A 15748-nucleotide genomic window follows, 5' to 3' on the forward strand; every position below is an offset into this window, starting at 1 on the left:
GACGACGACCCGGCGGCCCGCTTCAGCGCTGCGAGAGGTAGGCGGCGGCGGTGGCCCGCAGCCGGTCGTGCACGCCGTCGGCGACGACGGCGTCGGCCCCCAGGTACTGCTTCGCCAGCTTCGCGACCATCGTGTAGTTGGTGTCGACGACGTTGCCGGCCGGGGCGAGCCCCGCCTGGCTGACCAGCTGGTAGGCGTCCAGGTGGTCCCATCCGGTGAGATCGGCGGCCCAGGTGACCAGGTCGTGCTGGCTGACCCGGTAGGCGTCCTCCAGCGGCCGGGTGGAGCCGGTCGACATCAGGAAGTCGTCGCTCTCGATCCGCGGCCAGGCGGGACCGCCGCCCTTGACCAGTTCGACGACGACGACCGTCCGCATCGCCGCCTCGACCGCGGTGCCGCAGACCTCCCCCTCGCCCTGCCGGCAGTGGCCGTCACCGAGCGACAGCAGGCCGCCGGGGACGTTCACGCCGAAGTAGGCCGTCGTCCCCGCCCGCATCTCGGGGGTGTCCATGTTCCCGCCGTGCGCGCCGGGCGTGATGCTGGCGAAGACCTCCCCGCCGGCCGGTGCCACGCCGATCGTCCCGTGCATCGGGTCCAGCGGGAGCTCGACCTCGGGGCCGCCCTTCCGCGGGCGGAAGAGGCAGGTGCCCTTCTCCCGATCGACCTCGTAGACCCACACGATCTCCTCGAGCGGGTCGTGCAGCATCGCGGTGTTGTGCGTGGCCGTCAGCGCCCCGAAGTGCGGGAAGGTGGCCGACACCGCCCAGTCCCGAGCCGGTGCGATGTCGACCAGGTGCACCGCCAGCGTGTCGCCGGGTTCGGCGCCCTCGACCGCGATCGGACCGGTCACCGGGTTCAGGTAGGGGAACTCGCAGACCTGGCTCGGCAGGTCGTCGGCGCTCCGGACCCGCCCGCCGAAGCAGTCCTCGGTCTGGAGCTCGACGACGGTGCCGGGCTTCACGGTGATGAGCGGCTCCCCGCCCCCGAACGTGTAGCGCAGCTGGTCGGGGGTGGGCGACAGCCGGACGACCTCGAGATCGGTCACAGGTTCTCCTCCGCCTTCAGCTCGGCCTCGCGGCCGGTGGCGAGCAGGGCGACGACCAGCACGACGCCGACGCCCAGCCAGATCAGGCCGATGGTCTGCGCCGCCAGCTCGGCGTTGATCATCACGTACAGGAGGATCGCGAAGCCGACCACCGGGACGACGAGGTGCAGCCACCAGTTCCGGCTCTTCTGCCGGACGAGGTAGTGCACGACGACCGAGACGTGCAGCAGGAGGAACGCGGTCAGCGCGCCGAAGTTCACCAGGGTCGACAGCGTCCCGATGCCGTAGTCGTCCCTGGTCGTCATGTAGAGGCCGAGGGCCAGCGAGACGAGGGCGACGGCGAGGGTGGCGTTGACCGGCACGCGGCGGGTCGGGTGGACCTTCGCGAGGAAGCCCGGCAGCTGCTTGTCACGTGCCATGGCGAACAGCAGCCGCGAGGTGGCCGCCTGCGCGACGAGCGAGTTGGCGAAGCCCCACGCGATGGCGGTGGCGACAGCGGTGAGCGTGCCCAGCCAGGCGCCACCCGCGACCTCGGCCGCGTCGTAGAACGCGGTGCCCGCGGCGTCGCCCTCGGCGATCAGCGTGTCGGGGTCGGGCACGAGCAGGGCGGCCACCCAGGTCTGGACGATGAAGAGCGTCCCGGCCAGCGCCAGCGCCGCGATCATCGCCTTGCCGATCGAGCGCGCCGACTCGCGGTTCTCCTCGGCGAGGGTGGAGATGCCGTCGAAGCCCAGGAAGCTCAGCACGGCGATCGAGACGGCGCCGAAGACGAGCTCGAGCGAGAACGTGTCGCTGTTGTAGACGGGGGAGAAGTCGAAGCCACGGCCCTCGCCGCTCGCCAGGGCGACGATCCCGATGACGAGGAAGATGGCCAGCACGATCAGCTCGGCGACCAGCATGATGCGGTTGACCCGGGCGGTGAACTCGATGCCGAAGTAGTTGACGATCGTGTTCAGGACGACGAAGGCGACCAGCCAGACCCACACCGGCACCGACTCGTAGATCGAGTTCATCGCGATGGAGGCGATCAGGTAGAGCAGGCCCGGGACGAGCACGTAGTCGAGCAGGATCATCCAGCCGGCGATGAAGCCGACCGGCTGCGCGATGCCGCGGCCGGCGTAGGTGTAGACGGAGCCGGCCATCGGGAACGCGCGCGACATCTGCGAGTAGGACGCCGCGGTGAACGCCATGGCGAGGCCGCCGATCGCGTAGACCAGCGCGACCATGCCGCCGGAGGCCTGGAAGACGCTGCCGAAGATGCCGAAGGGCGCGATCGGCACCATGAAGATGAGCCCGTAGACGAGCAGGTCGGTGAAGCTGAGCGAGCGCTTGAGCTCCTGCTGGTAGCCGAAGGCCTCGACGCCCGGGTCCCCGGTGGCCGGGATGGGGCCGCGCGCGGCGCCGGGGACCGGGCCGGCCGGATCGGTGGTGCGGTGTTCGCTCATGGGGGGCTCCTACGTCTCAACCGGCGCGTGGCCGGGCCGGGGAGAGAGTAGGCCCAACTGCTTCCATGTGGAAGTAACGATTCAGCCTCGCGGGAGGCCCGCCAGCTCCCGGAAGGCGAGCCCGTCGGCCTGCGCCAGCCGCGCGCCGGCCCGGGTGCTCCGGGCGGGACGGCCGTCGGCCAGGGCGGCCGCCCGCCGGACGCCGTCGTAGACACCGCGCGCGTAGGCGCACACGACCGGAGCACCGGGTCCCGACCGGCGGGCGTGGCGCTCCTCGAGGGCCAGCTGGCCCTCGTCGGCGCCGCCGTCCGCCGCCGCGAACGAGGGCATGCACGCGAAGAGACCGCCGGTGCTGTCGCCGCCCAGCGCGTAGAGCCCGTTCTCCTCCAGTGCTCCGGACAGCCGCACCACCCGGCGGTCGAGGCCGGCCCGCGTGAACTCGCGGTTGAACGCGACCAGGTCGCGGCCCACCAGGCTGATCAGCACGGCGTCGGCCCGGGTGCGCGAGACGAGGTCGAGCAGCGCGCCGACGTCGGTCGGGCCGAAGGGCACCAGCGCCTCGCCGACGACCTCGCCACCCACCTCGGCCAGCACGCGGTGCGCGGCGCGGTGCACCGCCCGCGGCCACACGTAGTCGGTACCCAGCAGCACCCACCGGCGGGCCCGGCGGTTGCGCACCAGCCAGGCGACGGCGTCCGCGTGCTGCTCCAGCGGCGCGGCGCCGATCCGGACCACCCCCGGACGACGGCGGCCGCCCTCGTGCGGCGGGGTGAAGACGTAGCGGACCCCGGGAGGCAGGGCCGACTCCAGCGCCCGGTGCACGTCGCTGGTGTGGAAGCCGACGAGCAGGTCGAAGACCCCCTCCCGGTGCAGCATCGCGGCCTCGGCGGCGACCACCTCCGGGGACCGGCCCGAGTCCAGCGCCACCAGCTCGACCGGCCGGCCGCCGACCCCACCACCGGCGTTCACCTCGTCCGCGGCGAGGCCGGCCAGGTCGAGGGCGGAGGGAGCGGTCATCGCCAGCGGCCCGGTCAGGGGCACCGCCAGGCCGACGCGCACGGTGTCCGGGGCCGGACCGGACAGCAGGACCTCCCACGGGTCCAGGAGTCCGGTCGGTCGGGGCACCGCATGAGTATGGTGCCGCCATGGGTCCAGCAGGGGGCGCGGCAGCCGAGGCGTCGCCCGGCCGGGTGTCCGACGACCTCGTCGAGCTGCTGACGGTGACCCAGCGACGCGTGGCGCGCGGCGTCGCCGCCGTGCTCGCCGAGGACGGCGCCACGCTGGACGGCTACCGGCTGCTCCGCTCGCTCGCCGGGAGCGCCGGCCGGTCGATGGGCGAGCTCGTGGCCGCCCTGCACCTGCCGGCACCGACGCTCACCCGCCTGGTCGACGGGGCGGTCGACGCGGCGCTGGCCTACCGGCTGCCCGATCCGCAGGACGGCCGCAAGGTCGTCGTCCACCTGTCCGAGCCCGGCCGGGTGCGGCTGGCCCGGCTGGAGGCGCTCGTCGGCGCGCACGAGTCCGCGCTCGCCGCGTCGCTCGGTACCGAGCGGGTCGCCGCGCTGGTCCGGGCCCTCACGGAGCTGGCCGCCGAGGAGCGCTGAGCCCGCTCAGCCCTCGGGCGGGAAGAGCGCGCCGAGCCCGAACCGGGTGGGCCGCTCGAACGGGCGCCAGCCGTGCCGCGGCTGGGCCAGCCGGTCCGCGACCACCCAGAGGACGGCGGGGTCGTGCCCCATCCCGAGGTGGCTGCTGCGGACGGCGACGTTCTCGCTGGTCGGCCCCGTCTGCTGGCGGCACGCCTGCCAGTCGACGACGCCGTCCCACCGGGAGTAGACGGCGGTGCTCGGGACCGGCAGCGGGCGGGACAGCGCCGTCCGCGGTCGCTGCCGCGGCCCGGCGAGCCACGGCTGGTGGGAGGCGAAGGGGGAGCCGAGCGAGACCACCTGCCGGACCTGGCGGGGGCTCTGCCGGGCCAGCCGGCGCGCGTAGATCCCGCCCAGGCTCCAGCCGACGATGCTCACCGCCGTCCGGTGCTCGGCGGCCAGCCGGTCGAGCAGGCGGGTCAGCCCCTCGTCGATCTCCCTGCTCGGGCGGTTGCGGCCCAGCTCCCAGCCGACCACCGGGTAGCCGAGCCGCCGCAGCCACGTGCGCAGCACGCGGGTCGAGACGTCGGAGGCGAGGAAGCCGGGCAGCACCAGCACCGGGTGCGGCTCCCCGCGGGGCGCCCACCGGAGGAGGGGCAGCGCCGACGCCGCGGCCCCACCGGCGCTCACCAGCGTCCGGGCGGGCTCCGTGGCGGCGAGGAACAGGGCGCGACGACGGGCGGAACGGGGATCGGTCACCGGCGCCTCAGCCGCCGTGGAGGGCGGCCGGGCCCTCCGGCGCCTCGGACCGCGCCACCGGGGGTCCGGTCAGCACCGCGTGGACGATCATGCGCTGGGCCGCGGAGAACTTCGGGTGGCAGGTCGTCAGCGTCAGGTAGGAACCGGTGGCCGCGGCGCCCGGCTGCCCCGGGACGGGGGCGATCACGTCGACCGCGGAGGGGTCGACGATCTGCCGGCCCGGCACGCCGTCGACGGCCACCGAGAGGTCGCCGGTCTGCTGGTCGCCCAGGACGCGGTACTCGTACCAGGCTTCGGCGGTCTCGACGACGATCGGGTCACCCGGCCGCAACAGGTCCAGGTCGAGGAACGGCGAGCCCTTCCCCACGCGGTGCCCGGCGACGGCGAAGTTGCCCGGCTCCCCGGGCATGGCGGTGTCGACGTAGTGCCCCGGTCCCTGCGCCAGCTCCTCCTGGCTCGTGCCCTCGACGATCGCCCGGGCGTAGTCGTCCCCGAGCCGCGGGATGTGCAGGAAGGCGAAGGCCTGGCCGACCGGCACGTCGCCGACGGGTGCCGGGGGAGCGGCCTCCACGGGTGCCGCTCCCCAGTCGTCGCGCAGCTCGTTCGTCAGGTCGTCCTGCGCGCGGTCGCTCAGCAGATCGGTGACGTAGAGCTCGTAGACCACGAAGAGGAGGACGACGGCCCCGGCGGTGACCATCAGCTCCCCGAGGGCCCGCATGAAGGTGCCGACGGGGTCCCGCGGCACCGGGGGAGGCGGCCTGCGCTCGAGCGGCTCCGCCGTGGCGACGTCGTCCATGCGCCGGCTCAGCCGTCCGTCGGCGGGAGCAGGCGGGGGGCGAACACCTCGTCGATGGGGCGGGGCCCCACGTACTGGCGGCAGGTGCACGGCACCCACGCGACCCCGGCCCAGCGCCCCCGCTTGTCGAACGTGTCGCGGCGGAGCTCGGCGTAGCAGGTGTCGGTCGAGCGGTCGTGCTGGCTCAGCGTGTGCCCGCAGCCGCACACCGGCGTCACGGGAGGGGTCGGAGCGGCCTTGCGGCGGCCGACCCGGCCGGCCACGAACCCGGCGACCAGCAGCGCGCCGCCGACCAGCAGGCTGACCGGATCCATCCCCCGCACTCCCTCCGCTCGGCGGTCCCACGACGGTAACGCGGCAGCGGGCGCGAAGGTTCGTCAGCCGCCGTGCTTGCCCCGCCCGCTGACCGCGTCGCGCAGGTGGTCGAGGAGGCTGGCCACCGGCCCGACGGCCAGGCGGACGCCCGCCTCGTTCGGCGTCATCGGGTGCGCGCGGGTGGGCGCGATCTTCTTGATCGCCTCCACCTCGTGCGCCATGCCGACCAGCTCCTCGCGGCTGAAGCCGGCGCGCAGCTCGGTGAACATCCGGCTCTCCTCGTGCTCGACGTGGTGCCGGATCTCGCGGATCAGCTCCGCGACGGCGCCGTCGAACCCGGGGTCCCCGGCGTCCATGCGCTCGAGGCGCTTCATGGTCTCCTCGGCCTCGGCGTGCTCCTCCTTGGAGTGCTGCGCCTCCTGCTCGTCGAGCTGCTTCTCGACCTTCGGGTAGACCCGCGTCTCCTCGGCGACGGAGTGCTTCACCAGGCCGATCGTCACCTCGTCCACGAGTGCCCGCTTGCGTTCGAGCGACTCGGGGCCGGTCTGCCCGAACAGCTGCTCGAGCTCGCCGAAGATGCGGTCGAACTCGCGGTGGTCGGCGGACAGGACGTCGACGACGTCGCGTTCGGTGTCGGTCATGGGGGCTCCTGCCTCGCAGGATCGTCGGGAGGCTGCTTCTCCCGACGAGGCTGTTCCCGCAGGTAGGACTCGGCACACGTGCGGCTCGGGATCGTCCGGATTCCCCCGTTCGTGGCGGTTGACCGCCTGTGAGGCGGGGCACAGGGAGGTCGTGGACACGTACGCCGTGGGATTCGCGCGACCCGATCGCTGGTCGCTCGGCCACGAGAAGGAGCAGTCGCATCCCTGGCACGCGGTCGAGGCGCACCGGCCCACGGCCGAGCTCGACGGCGAGGTGGAGCTCGCCGTCTGCGGCGCCATCGTCCAGGTGTGGGGATCGCAGAAGTGGGAGCGCGTGGGCAGCGGCCGGACCGCCTGCCCCGAGTGCCGGCGGGTCGCCGCCCGCGTCCAGCCGCTGACGTCGGCGCGCTGAGCTCGTCCGTCAGCGGGTGGGCTTGCGCCCGCTGATCGCCGAGAGGCCGGTGATCTCCCGGCCGACGATGAGCGCCTGCACCGAGTCGGTGCCCTCGAACGTGAAGACCGCCTCCATGTCGGCGTGGTGCCGGGCGACGTGGTGGTCGATGAGGATCCCGTCGCCGCCGAGGATGTCGCGGGCGTCGGCGACGATCGCCCGGGCCTTGGCCGCGTGGTTCATCTTCGCCAGCGACGCCATGGCCGCGGTCATCCGGCCGGCGTCGGCCAGCTTCGACAGCCGCCAGCACATCAGCTGCATCGACGTGATCTCGGCGAGCATCCGCGCCAGCTTGTCCTGCACCAGCTGGAACCCCGCGATGGGCTGGCCGAACTGCACCCGCTGGAGCGCGTGCGCCAGGGCGAGCTCGTAGGAGGCGGTCGCCAGGCCCAGCGCACGCCAGGCGACGGTGTAGCGCGTGCGGTCGAGGACCTGGGACACGTCCTTGAACGAGTGGCAGTTGGCGAGCTTGTTCTCGGCCGGCACCCGGACGTCGTCCAGGGTGATCTCGGCCTGCCACACCGCCCGCAGCGCCGTCTTGCCCGTCATGACCGTCGCCGACCAGCCGGGCGTGCCCTTCTCCACGACGTAGCCGCCGACCGCGCCGTCCTCGCCGCGGGCCCAGATGATCACGTAGTCGGCGATGGAGCCGTTGCCGATCCACTTCTTCTGCCCGTTCAGGACGAAGGCGTCGCCGTCCCGTCGGGCCGAGGTCTCCAGGCCGACGGCGTCGGAGCCGTGCTGGGGCTCGGTGAGCCCGAACGCGCCGATCTTCTCCAGCCGCGCCATCTCCGGCAGCCAGCGCTCGCGCTGCTCCTCGTTCCCGAGCAGGGCGATCGACTGCATGGCGAGGAAGCTGTGCACCCCGTTGAAGGTCCCCACGCTGCCGTCGGCCCGGGCCAGCTCGGCGGCGACCAGCCCGGCCGAGACCGCGCTCATGCCGGGGCAGCCGTAGCCCTCGATGGTGCCGCCCACGATCCCGACCTCGGCCAGCCGCGGCACCAGCTCGAACGGGAACTCGGCCCTCTCCCAGTACTCGTTGATCCGCGGGGTCACCTCCTTCTCGCAGAAGGTGCGGACCCGATCGCGGATCTCGATCTCCTCGGGCTCGAGGAGCTCCTCCAGGGCGTAGAAGTCGGGGCTCAGGTCGCTCACCCGACGGACGGTACGGCCGCGAGGGCCGCGCCGCGCGCCGTGGCCGCTGCTCAGCCCGGGAGGAGACCGCGGACGTAGGCCGCCTGGCCCACGTGCTGCAGGTCGTCGGAGAGCACGCTGATCAGCCGGACCCCGAGCGTCACCGGCGGGTCGTACGACTCGTCCACCACCCGGTCGAGGTCGTCGTCGGTCAGACCGCCGAGGAACTCCGCCGTCCGGGCGTGGACAGCCGAGGCGTAGCCGAGCAGGAGGTCCTCCGACGGCACGCGCACGGAGGCGACCTGGTCGGGGTCGAAGCCGTAGCCGGTGGCCGCCGCGTCGAACGGCAGGGCGAACCGCTCCACCCAGCCCTCCGAGGTCCAGACCTGCTCGCGTCCGGCGACCTCGGCGACGTGGTCGTCCTGCACGCGCAGGAGGTGCCACGCGAGCCAGGCGATCGTGTTGGCGCCTGGCGCGACCGGGCGGGCGAGGTCGTCGGCGGACAGCCCCTCGACCGCGGACCGCAGGGTGTCGTGGACCTGGTCGAAGGCGTAGGCGAGGAGGTCACGGCTGCGCATGGGAGGTGCGCTACCCGGACGTGGGGCCTCCGGTAACGCGGGGCGGTAGCTTGCGCTGACCCTCCGAACTCGCCAGGAGTGACGCAGTGCCGTTCTTGATCGTGCGCCTCGCGCGGTACCTGCGGCTGCGCCTGAAGGGGTGGCGGCTGCCCCTGGCCGTCGCGCTGTTCGTGTTCCTCACCAGCTGGCTGGGCATGGCGCTGCTCGAGACCGCCGACAGCGACATCGCCGACCCCGGCACCTACTGGTGGTACTTCCTGGTCACGTCGGCGACGGTCGGCTACGGCGACGTCTTCCCCGCGACGACCGGGGGCCGGATCATCGGCGCCTACGTGATCGTCGGCGGCATCGTCACGCTCACCCTCCTGTTCACCCAGCTGGCCGGTGCCCTCCAGTCGATCCGGGGCCGGCGTCTGAGAGGTGTGGTTCCCCTGGACCTGTCCGGGCACGTCGTCCTCCTCGGCTACTGGCCGGGGCGCACCGAGCGGATCGTCGAGGAGCTGACGGCGGAGGGGCGGTTCCAGGTGGCGTTGTGCGCCTGGGACGACGTCCCGGAGAACCCGCTGCCCGACCAGCCCGCCGTGCATTTCGTCCGCGGCGATCTCACCCACGAGGACGTCATGACGCGGGCCTGCGTCCAGCGCGCCCGGACGGCGGTCATCGACGGGCGCGACGACAACGAGACGCTGGCGATCGCGGTCGCCGTCGACCACGCCAACCCCGACATCCACCTGGTGGCGGCGGTTCGCGACCTCGGCCGGCGGGAGAACCTGCGGTACGTGAACCCGGGCGTGCAGGCGGTGCAGTGGCACATGCCCTTCCTGCTGTCGGAGGAGGCGACCGACCCGGGCATCACGCAGATCTACAACGACCTGATGAGCAGCGGCGGGCACGGCAACACCTACTCGATGCGCGTCCCGGCGGGCTTCCCGCACTCGACCTTCGGCGACTGCCAGACCTGGTTCGGGCGAACCTTCGGGGCGACCGTGCTGGCCGTGCGCGGGGACGACGGGCTCGTCGTCAGCCCGTCCTGGGACACGCCGGTGCCCCCGGGGACGACGCTGTACTACGTGGCCGCGCAGCGGATCGACGACGGCCGCCTCACCGCGGAGCGCTGACTCAGAGCAGTCCGAACACCGCGGCCAGGGCGAGCCCCGCGCCGACGAGCAGCAGCAGGACGATCGTGACCGTCAGCAGGACCGGGACAACCACCCAGCGCCGCTTGAACCGGCGGCGCCGTGGTGGGGGAGCGGCGGCCGGTCGCCGCTCGGCCTCCTTGCGCTCCCGCCTCTTGTCGGCGAGGTGCCGGGCCTGGTCGCGGGCGTCGCGCGCCACCGAGCCCAGCAGCGCCTTCGACGAGGACGCGAGCGCCCGCAGGTCCTCGCCCTCGATCCGCTCCATCGAGCTGCCGGGCAGCCGGCGGGGGACCGGGGGCGGCGGAGAGGTGGGCGGGGGCGTGGGGAAGCGGCCGGCCGCGACGGCCGCCAGCTGCGGCCGGGCGTCGGCGGCGGTGAACCGTCGGGCGGGGTCCTTGGTCAGCAGGCCCTGCAGCACCGGCTCGAGCGGCCCGGCGCGCAGCACCGGCGCGGGGTGCTCGGAGACGACCGACATGAGCGTGGCCATCGCCTCGCCGCGGTCGAACGGCGGTCGTCCCTCGACGGCGGCGTAGAGGGTGGCGCCCAGCGACCACAGGTCGACCGGCGGCCGCGGTTCCTCGCCGTTGGCCCGCTCGGGGGCCATGTAGGACGGCGAGCCGATGAGCGCGCCTTGCGTGGTGAGGCTCGAGTCACCCGTCGTCGTGGCGATCCCGAAGTCGGTGAGGCACGCGCTCCCGTCGGAGGCCACGAGGACGTTCGCCGGCTTGACGTCGCGGTGCACGACGCCGATCGCGTGGGCGGCGTCGAGGGCGTCGAGCAGGTCGAGGCCGATGCGGGCGACGGCGACCGGCGGCAGCGGGCCGTGCTGCTCGAGCAGGTCCTGCAGGCTGCGCGCGTCGACGTGCTTCATCACCAGCCACGGCTTGCCGCCCTCCTCGACGACGTCGTAGACGGTGGCCACGTGCGGGTGGTCCAGGCGGGCGGCGGCCCGGGCCTCGCGCATGGTCCGCTCGCGCAGGACGGCGCGCTCCTCGTCGGTGACGTGGATGGAGAAGGTGACCTCCTTGAGGGCCACCTGCCGCTCGAGCACCGTGTCGGTGGCCCGCCAGACGGTGCCCATGCCACCTCTGCCGAGGACCTCGCCGAGCGCATAGCGCCCCGCGACCACGCGGGTCTGCGGTCCGGTGTCAGCGTTCATGATCGGGTCGGTACCCGCGGGCGGCGGTCAGGATTCGTCGCTCTCCGGCTCGCTCTGCGCCTCCAGGTCTGCCTCCACCTCGGCGGTCTCCTGCTCGATGGCGATGTCGCGCGGCTGCGGGTCCGGTGAGGTCATGCCCCGAGCCTGGCGCACCGGCGCCGTTCCTGCAGTCGGTCGACGTCAGCCGCGCAGCTCGCGGCGGAGGATCTTGCCGGTCACGGTCTTGGGCAGCTCGTCGACCAGCACGACGCTCCTCGGGTACTTGTAGGCCGCCATGCGCTCCTTGCAGTGCGCGATCAGCTCGTCCTCGGTCACCGAGGCGCCGGGCTTCAGGCTGACGAAGGCCTTCACCGTCTCGCCGCGCTTCTCGTCGGGCACGCCCACCACCGCGGACTCGCGGACGGCGGGGTGCTCGGCGAGGACGTCCTCGACCTCGCGCGGCCAGACCTTGTAGCCCGAGGCGTTGATCATGTCCTTCTTGCGGTCGACGATGAACACCCATCCCTCGGGGTTCATGAAGCCCACGTCGCCGCTCTTCAGCGCCCCGCCCGGCAGGTTGGCCGCGGTCTCCTCGGGCTTGCCCCAGTAGCCGGCTACCACCTGCGGACCGTCGGCGACGATCTCGCCGATCTCGCCCAGCGGCAGGTCCTGCCCGTCGTCGTCCTGGATCCGGACGATCGTGTTGGGCGCCGGCACCCCCACCGAGAGCGCCCCCGACGTCGGGTCCACCGGGGACGGCGACCCGAACGGCGTGACCGTCATGGGGGACGTCGTCTCGGTGAGGCCGTAGGCGTTGTGCACCTGCTTGCCGGTGGCCTCGAGGAACCCCTTCTCGGCGGTGGGGGAGATGGCCGCCCCGCCCGAGTAGATCGACGTGAACGACGCGAAGTGGTCCTTCGTGAAGCCCGGCGCGTTCAGCAGCGCGCTGAAGGCGGTGATCGCGCCGATGGTGAACGCCGGCCGGTGCTCGGCGAACGCGTCGAGCACCACCTGCGGCTCGAACCGGTAGGCCAGCACGAGCGGCGCCGGCACCAGCATGCTCACCGCGATGTGCCCGATCAGCCCGGTGATGTGGAACAGCGGGGCGATGCCGAAGATCGCGCCGTCCCGCCCGGCGTGCGTCCAGTGCCGGTAGACCTGCGCGGTGAAGACGACGTTCCGGTGGGTGTTCATCGCGCCCTTGGGCACGCCCGTCGTCCCCGAGGTGTAGGTCAGGAACGCGACGTCGTCGGGGCCCAGGTCGACCGGCGGCGGCGCCTGTCCCCGGTGCTCGGCGACGAACTCGGAGAAGTCCGTCGTCCCCTCGTGCCGCTGCCGCGACATGCCCGCGAAGAGGCGGTCGTCGTTCCTCGTCTGGAACTCGAGCTCGCTGGTGGTGAGCACCAGCCTCACGTCGGTGTCGGGGACGACCTCCCGCGCGATCTGGTCGTAGAGCGCCTCCAGGGAGACCAGCACCGTGGCCCCGGAGTCCTTCAGCAGGTAGGAGAGCTCCCGCTGCCGGCTCATCGGGTTGATCGACACCATGACCCCGCCGGCCTTCCACGCGGCGACCATCGAGATCACGAACTGCGGCACGTTCTGCAGGTAGACCGCGAGCCGGTCGCCCGGGGCGAACCCGTGGGCGACCAGGCCGGCGGCCAGGCCGTCGCTGAGCTCGTCGAGCTCCTGCCGGGTGATCACGCCGTCGAAGTAGCGCAGCGCGACGGCGGACGGGTCCTGCGCCACCCCCGCCCGGAACATGCCGAGGGCGTCGTCGAACTCGATGTCGTAGTCGGCCGGCTGGTCGCCGTAGCGGGCGAGCCAGGGGCGCTCGTCGTAGGCGCTCACCGGGGCGCCTACTTGATGACGACGGGGTTGACCGGGGTGCCCGCGGCCTTGGCGACCTTCAGCGGAGCGGCGACGTAGAGGAAGTCGTACCGGCCGTCCTCGGCGCAGTCGGCCGCCAGCGTCTCCAGGTCGGCGATCTCGGTCAGCGTCACGCCGAGGTTGCGCATCAGGGCGCTGTGCAGCACGAGGGCGACGCCGTTGTTCGGGTCCATCGTCACCTCGTTGGCGATGGTGTCGGTGACCAGGTTGGGGATCTCCATCTCCTGGAACCACTGGACGAGCTCGGGGCTGTAGACCAGGCCCGGCTCGTTGAAGCCCTCGTAGAACGCCTCGCCCTGCTCGTGGAACAGCGCCAGGAAGTTCGTCCGGACGATCAGGATGTCCCGCTTCCGGATCTCGACGCCCTGGGCCTTCGCGCACTCGAGCAGGTCCTCGTGGGTGAACGTCTCGCCCTTGTCGAGGGTGTTCTTGCCGCGGAAGCGCGCCATGTCCAGGAGCACGCCGCGGCCGACGACGCCCCTCTCGGCGATCGGCTGCACGCTGGCCTTCTCCAGGCCGCCGATCGTCGTCCGGGCGTCGAACCCGTTCCAGATCTTGCCGTCGTACCAGAGGTGGCCCAGGGCGTCGTACTGGGTCGACCCCTGCAGGTAGGCGTCGATCTTGTCGTCGGCGTAGTGCAGCCCGCCCGGGTACTCGGGGCCCTTGCCGCCCTCGTCCCAGTCGCCCTCGTCGAGCACCTGGGTGCGCACGGCCGGGGTCCGCCCGGGCCACACCGGGTCGCCCTTCGGGTCGCCGATGAGCCGCTGCAGCGTGAAGACCTTGCCCTCGCTGACCAGCCGCACCGCCGCGAGCACCTGCTCCGGGCCCAGGTAGTTCAGGGCGCCGACCTCGTCGTCCTCGCCCCACTTCCCCCAGTTGGTGGGGGCGTCCTTGAGCAGGTCGGCGAGGGCCGGAGGGGTGGTCGCTGCGTCGGTCATGGAGGCCTCCAGGGGCTGAGAGGGGAGTGGCATCCCGGAGTGTCTGCCGGTGTGGTGCCGACCACAACCGCGTGCAACATTCGGTGCAACCGACCCCCGTCCGCACCCCGCCCGACCGCCGAGAGGGACGCCATGAGCACCGCTACGCCCGCCCACCCCGAGTCCGTCTTCACCTACGGCGCGCCCCAGCTGAAGTTCGGCACCGGCGCGTCGGACGAGATCGGCTACGACCTCAGCAAGTACGGCGTCCAGCGGGTGCTCGTGGTCACCGACGCCGGCCTGTCGGCCACCGGCCTCCCGCAGCGCGTGGCCGACCAGATGGCGCAGTTCGGCATCGAGGCGCAGGTCTACGACGGGGTGCACGTCGAGCCGACCGACCAGAGCCTGATCGCCGCGATCGACGAGGCGCGCTCGACCGGGCCGTGGGACGCGTTCGTGGCCGTGGGCGGCGGCTCGAGCATCGACACGGCCAAGGCGATCAACCTGCTGACCACCAACCCCGGCGAGCTCATGGACTACGTGAACGTGCCGGTCGGCAAGGGCGAGGCGCCGTCGCAGCCGCTCAAGCCGCTGGTCGCCGTCCCGACGACGACCGGAACCGGCTCGGAGAGCACCACGATCTGCGTGATGGACGTGATCTCGGCCCGGGTGAAGACGGGGATCAGCCACGCCCGGCTGCGGCCGACGCTCGCGGTGATCGACCCGGCGCTCACGCTCACCCAGCCGCCCGGGGTGACGGCGGCGTCGGGGATGGACATCCTGTGCCACGCGCTGGAGAGCTACACGGCCCGCTGGTACACGACCTACGAGCACAAGACGCCGGAGCAGCGGGTGCCGTACTGCGGCTCCAACCCGATCTCGGACATGTGGTCGGAGAAGGCGCTGTCGCTGCTGGCCGGGTCGTTCCGCCGGGCTGTGCGGCACGGGGACGAGGTGCAGGCGCGTGCGGACATGGCGATGGCGGCCACGTTCGCCGGCATGGGGTTCGGCAACGCCGGAGTGCACATCCCGCACGCCAACGCCTACCCGATCGCCGGGCAGGTGAAGGACTTCCACCCCAAGGACTACCCGGCCGACGAGCCGATGGTGCCGCACGGGATGTCGGTCGCGCTGACCGCGCCGGAGGCCTTCCGGTTCACGTTCGACTCCGCGCCGGACCGGCACGTGCGGGCCGCCCAGCTGCTGGCGCCGAACGCGGGCATCCCGACCGCGCCGGAGGAGTTCCTGCCGATGGTGCTGGCCGACCTCATGCGCGACATCGACATCCCGAACGGCGTGGGCGCGGTCGGGTTCGGGGAGAACGACATCCCCGACCTCGTCGAGGGCACGATGAAGCAGCAGCGGTTGCTCGCCACCTGCCCCAAGGAGGTCACCGAGGACGACATCGCCGGCATCTTCCGCCGGTCGATGTCGCTGTGGTGATCAGCCGGCCCGGACGACGCTCTTGGTGACCGAGGCGGCCGCGACGATCTGGCCGTCGACCGTCGCGTCAGCGCGCATGAAGGCGACCGAGCGGCCGCGTCGGAGCACCGTCCCGGTGATGTCCACCCGCTTGTCGGGCGAGACGGGTCGCAGCAGGGACACCGTGATGTCGTGGGTGACGGCGTGCTCGTCGTCCTCGAGGCGGCGGATCAGCGCGAGGAAGCAGGCGACGTCCATCAGCGTGTAGATGACCCCGGCGTGCAGCAGCCCGCCCGGGTTCAGCGTGGGCTCGGCGACCGGGAACCAGATGCCCGCCGGCGGGTCGTCCGGGTCCTGCAGCTCCAGCCCGAGGAAGCGGTGCAGCGGGATGCCGAGGACGGCGCTCACGCGTGCGTCGAACATGCTGTCGGAGGGCATCGAGCCGCCTCTCGTCGGGGAGGGCGAGCCTCGCACGGCCCGCGTCGCCGGGGGTCGGGCGCC

17 protein-coding genes are annotated in these 15748 nt (G+C 72.8%); 4 read left to right on the plus strand and 13 right to left on the minus strand.

Annotation, left to right across the window (positions count from 1 at the left end; genetic code table 11):
- Positions 1-22: 22 nt before the first annotated feature.
- The 3 genes from ACI78T_RS16340 to ACI78T_RS16350 all read right to left on the minus strand — a co-directional run bounded on the left by ACI78T_RS16340 (position 23) and on the right by ACI78T_RS16350 (position 3615).
- Positions 23-1045: an acetamidase/formamidase family protein gene (locus ACI78T_RS16340; RefSeq protein ID WP_456559173.1), complete on the minus strand. Its 1023-nt coding sequence runs from the start codon at positions 1043-1045 to the stop codon at positions 23-25.
- Positions 1042-2490, minus strand: coding sequence for an APC family permease (locus ACI78T_RS16345; protein WP_456559174.1), 1449 nt, complete (start codon positions 2488-2490; stop codon positions 1042-1044). Before ACI78T_RS16345 ends, ACI78T_RS16340 begins: the two co-directional genes overlap by 4 nt.
- Positions 2491-2571: 81 nt before the next feature.
- Positions 2572-3615 (minus strand): ABC transporter substrate-binding protein, encoded by a 1044-nt coding sequence (locus ACI78T_RS16350; protein WP_456559175.1) that lies wholly within the window; start codon positions 3613-3615, stop codon positions 2572-2574.
- A gap of 20 nt (positions 3616-3635) precedes the next feature.
- Between ACI78T_RS16350 and ACI78T_RS16355 the strand changes: the two genes are divergently transcribed.
- On the plus strand, positions 3636-4094 hold the full coding sequence (locus ACI78T_RS16355; protein ID WP_456559176.1) for a MarR family winged helix-turn-helix transcriptional regulator: 459 nt from the start codon (positions 3636-3638) through the stop codon (positions 4092-4094).
- Between the two features lie 6 nt (positions 4095-4100).
- Here the strand turns inward: ACI78T_RS16355 and ACI78T_RS16360 are convergent, their stop codons facing one another.
- The 4 genes from ACI78T_RS16360 to ACI78T_RS16375 all read right to left on the minus strand — a co-directional run bounded on the left by ACI78T_RS16360 (position 4101) and on the right by ACI78T_RS16375 (position 6584).
- Positions 4101-4832 (minus strand): esterase/lipase family protein, encoded by a 732-nt coding sequence (locus ACI78T_RS16360; RefSeq protein ID WP_456559177.1) that lies wholly within the window; start codon positions 4830-4832, stop codon positions 4101-4103.
- Positions 4833-4839: 7 nt separating this feature from the next.
- Positions 4840-5628 (minus strand): class E sortase, encoded by a 789-nt coding sequence (locus tag ACI78T_RS16365; RefSeq protein WP_456559178.1) that lies wholly within the window; start codon positions 5626-5628, stop codon positions 4840-4842.
- Positions 5629-5636: 8 nt separating this feature from the next.
- Positions 5637-5942, minus strand: a complete 306-nt coding sequence (locus ACI78T_RS16370) for a hypothetical protein (protein WP_456559179.1) — start codon at positions 5940-5942, stop codon at positions 5637-5639.
- Between the two features lie 63 nt (positions 5943-6005).
- Complete coding sequence (locus ACI78T_RS16375; RefSeq protein ID WP_456559180.1) at positions 6006-6584, minus strand: hemerythrin domain-containing protein; 579 nt, start codon at positions 6582-6584, stop codon at positions 6006-6008.
- 151 nt (positions 6585-6735) lie between these two features.
- Between ACI78T_RS16375 and ACI78T_RS16380 the strand changes: the two genes are divergently transcribed.
- Positions 6736-6996 carry a hypothetical protein gene (locus ACI78T_RS16380; RefSeq protein ID WP_456559181.1) on the plus strand — a complete coding sequence of 87 codons (261 nt, stop codon included), beginning with the start codon at positions 6736-6738 and terminating at the stop codon, positions 6994-6996.
- A gap of 9 nt (positions 6997-7005) precedes the next feature.
- Here ACI78T_RS16380 and ACI78T_RS16385 read toward each other — a convergent pair whose 3' ends face one another.
- Together ACI78T_RS16385 and ACI78T_RS16390 are read right to left on the minus strand one after the other, a co-directional pair.
- Positions 7006-8190 carry an acyl-CoA dehydrogenase family protein gene (locus tag ACI78T_RS16385; RefSeq protein WP_456559182.1) on the minus strand — a complete coding sequence of 395 codons (1185 nt, stop codon included), beginning with the start codon at positions 8188-8190 and terminating at the stop codon, positions 7006-7008.
- Positions 8191-8240: 50 nt separating this feature from the next.
- Positions 8241-8747 (minus strand): mycothiol transferase, encoded by a 507-nt coding sequence (locus tag ACI78T_RS16390; protein WP_456559183.1) that lies wholly within the window; start codon positions 8745-8747, stop codon positions 8241-8243.
- 86 nt (positions 8748-8833) lie between these two features.
- Here ACI78T_RS16390 and ACI78T_RS16395 point away from each other — a divergent pair, with 86 nt between their 5' ends.
- Positions 8834-9865 (plus strand): ion channel, encoded by a 1032-nt coding sequence (locus ACI78T_RS16395; protein WP_456559184.1) that lies wholly within the window; start codon positions 8834-8836, stop codon positions 9863-9865.
- Between the two features lies 1 nt (position 9866).
- Here the strand turns inward: ACI78T_RS16395 and ACI78T_RS16400 are convergent, their stop codons facing one another.
- The 3 genes from ACI78T_RS16400 to ACI78T_RS16410 form a co-directional block, all read right to left on the minus strand.
- Positions 9867-11042 carry a serine/threonine-protein kinase gene (locus ACI78T_RS16400; protein WP_456559185.1) on the minus strand — a complete coding sequence of 392 codons (1176 nt, stop codon included), beginning with the start codon at positions 11040-11042 and terminating at the stop codon, positions 9867-9869.
- Positions 11043-11222: 180 nt separating this feature from the next.
- Positions 11223-12869, minus strand: a complete 1647-nt coding sequence (locus ACI78T_RS16405; protein ID WP_456559186.1) for an AMP-binding protein — start codon at positions 12867-12869, stop codon at positions 11223-11225.
- 8 nt (positions 12870-12877) lie between these two features.
- Positions 12878-13846 (minus strand): cyclase family protein, encoded by a 969-nt coding sequence (locus tag ACI78T_RS16410; RefSeq protein WP_456559187.1) that lies wholly within the window; start codon positions 13844-13846, stop codon positions 12878-12880.
- A gap of 132 nt (positions 13847-13978) precedes the next feature.
- Here ACI78T_RS16410 and ACI78T_RS16415 point away from each other — a divergent pair, with 132 nt between their 5' ends.
- Entirely contained in the window at positions 13979-15268 is a 1290-nt protein-coding gene (locus tag ACI78T_RS16415) for a hydroxyacid-oxoacid transhydrogenase (protein WP_456559188.1), read from the plus strand.
- On the opposite strand, the gene ACI78T_RS16420 is transcribed toward ACI78T_RS16415, so the two are convergent.
- A complete protein-coding gene (locus tag ACI78T_RS16420; protein ID WP_456559189.1) occupies positions 15269-15685 on the minus strand; it encodes a PaaI family thioesterase in 417 nt (138 codons plus the stop codon).
- Between the last annotated feature and the right edge of the window lie 63 nt (positions 15686-15748).

It is taken from the genome of Blastococcus sp. SYSU D00922, assembly GCF_054050495.1.

Excerpts from the sequence above, each read along its gene's own strand:
- ACI78T_RS16355 (WP_456559176.1), top strand. The coding sequence starts at position 3,636 with ATGGGTCCAGCAGGGGGCGCGGCAGCCGAGGCGTCGCCCGGCCGGGTG.
- ACI78T_RS16420 (WP_456559189.1), bottom strand. The coding sequence starts at position 15,685 with ATGCCCTCCGACAGCATGTTCGACGCACGCGTGAGCGCCGTCCTCGGC.
- ACI78T_RS16370 (WP_456559179.1), bottom strand. The coding sequence starts at position 5,942 with ATGGATCCGGTCAGCCTGCTGGTCGGCGGCGCGCTGCTGGTCGCCGGG.
- ACI78T_RS16365 (WP_456559178.1), bottom strand. The coding sequence starts at position 5,628 with ATGGACGACGTCGCCACGGCGGAGCCGCTCGAGCGCAGGCCGCCTCCC.
- ACI78T_RS16345 (WP_456559174.1), bottom strand. The coding sequence starts at position 2,490 with ATGAGCGAACACCGCACCACCGATCCGGCCGGCCCGGTCCCCGGCGCC.
- ACI78T_RS16400 (WP_456559185.1), bottom strand. The coding sequence starts at position 11,042 with ATGAACGCTGACACCGGACCGCAGACCCGCGTGGTCGCGGGGCGCTAT.
- ACI78T_RS16375 (WP_456559180.1), bottom strand. The coding sequence starts at position 6,584 with ATGACCGACACCGAACGCGACGTCGTCGACGTCCTGTCCGCCGACCAC.
- ACI78T_RS16410 (WP_456559187.1), bottom strand. The coding sequence starts at position 13,846 with ATGACCGACGCAGCGACCACCCCTCCGGCCCTCGCCGACCTGCTCAAG.
- ACI78T_RS16415 (WP_456559188.1), top strand. The coding sequence starts at position 13,979 with ATGAGCACCGCTACGCCCGCCCACCCCGAGTCCGTCTTCACCTACGGC.
- ACI78T_RS16390 (WP_456559183.1), bottom strand. The coding sequence starts at position 8,747 with ATGCGCAGCCGTGACCTCCTCGCCTACGCCTTCGACCAGGTCCACGAC.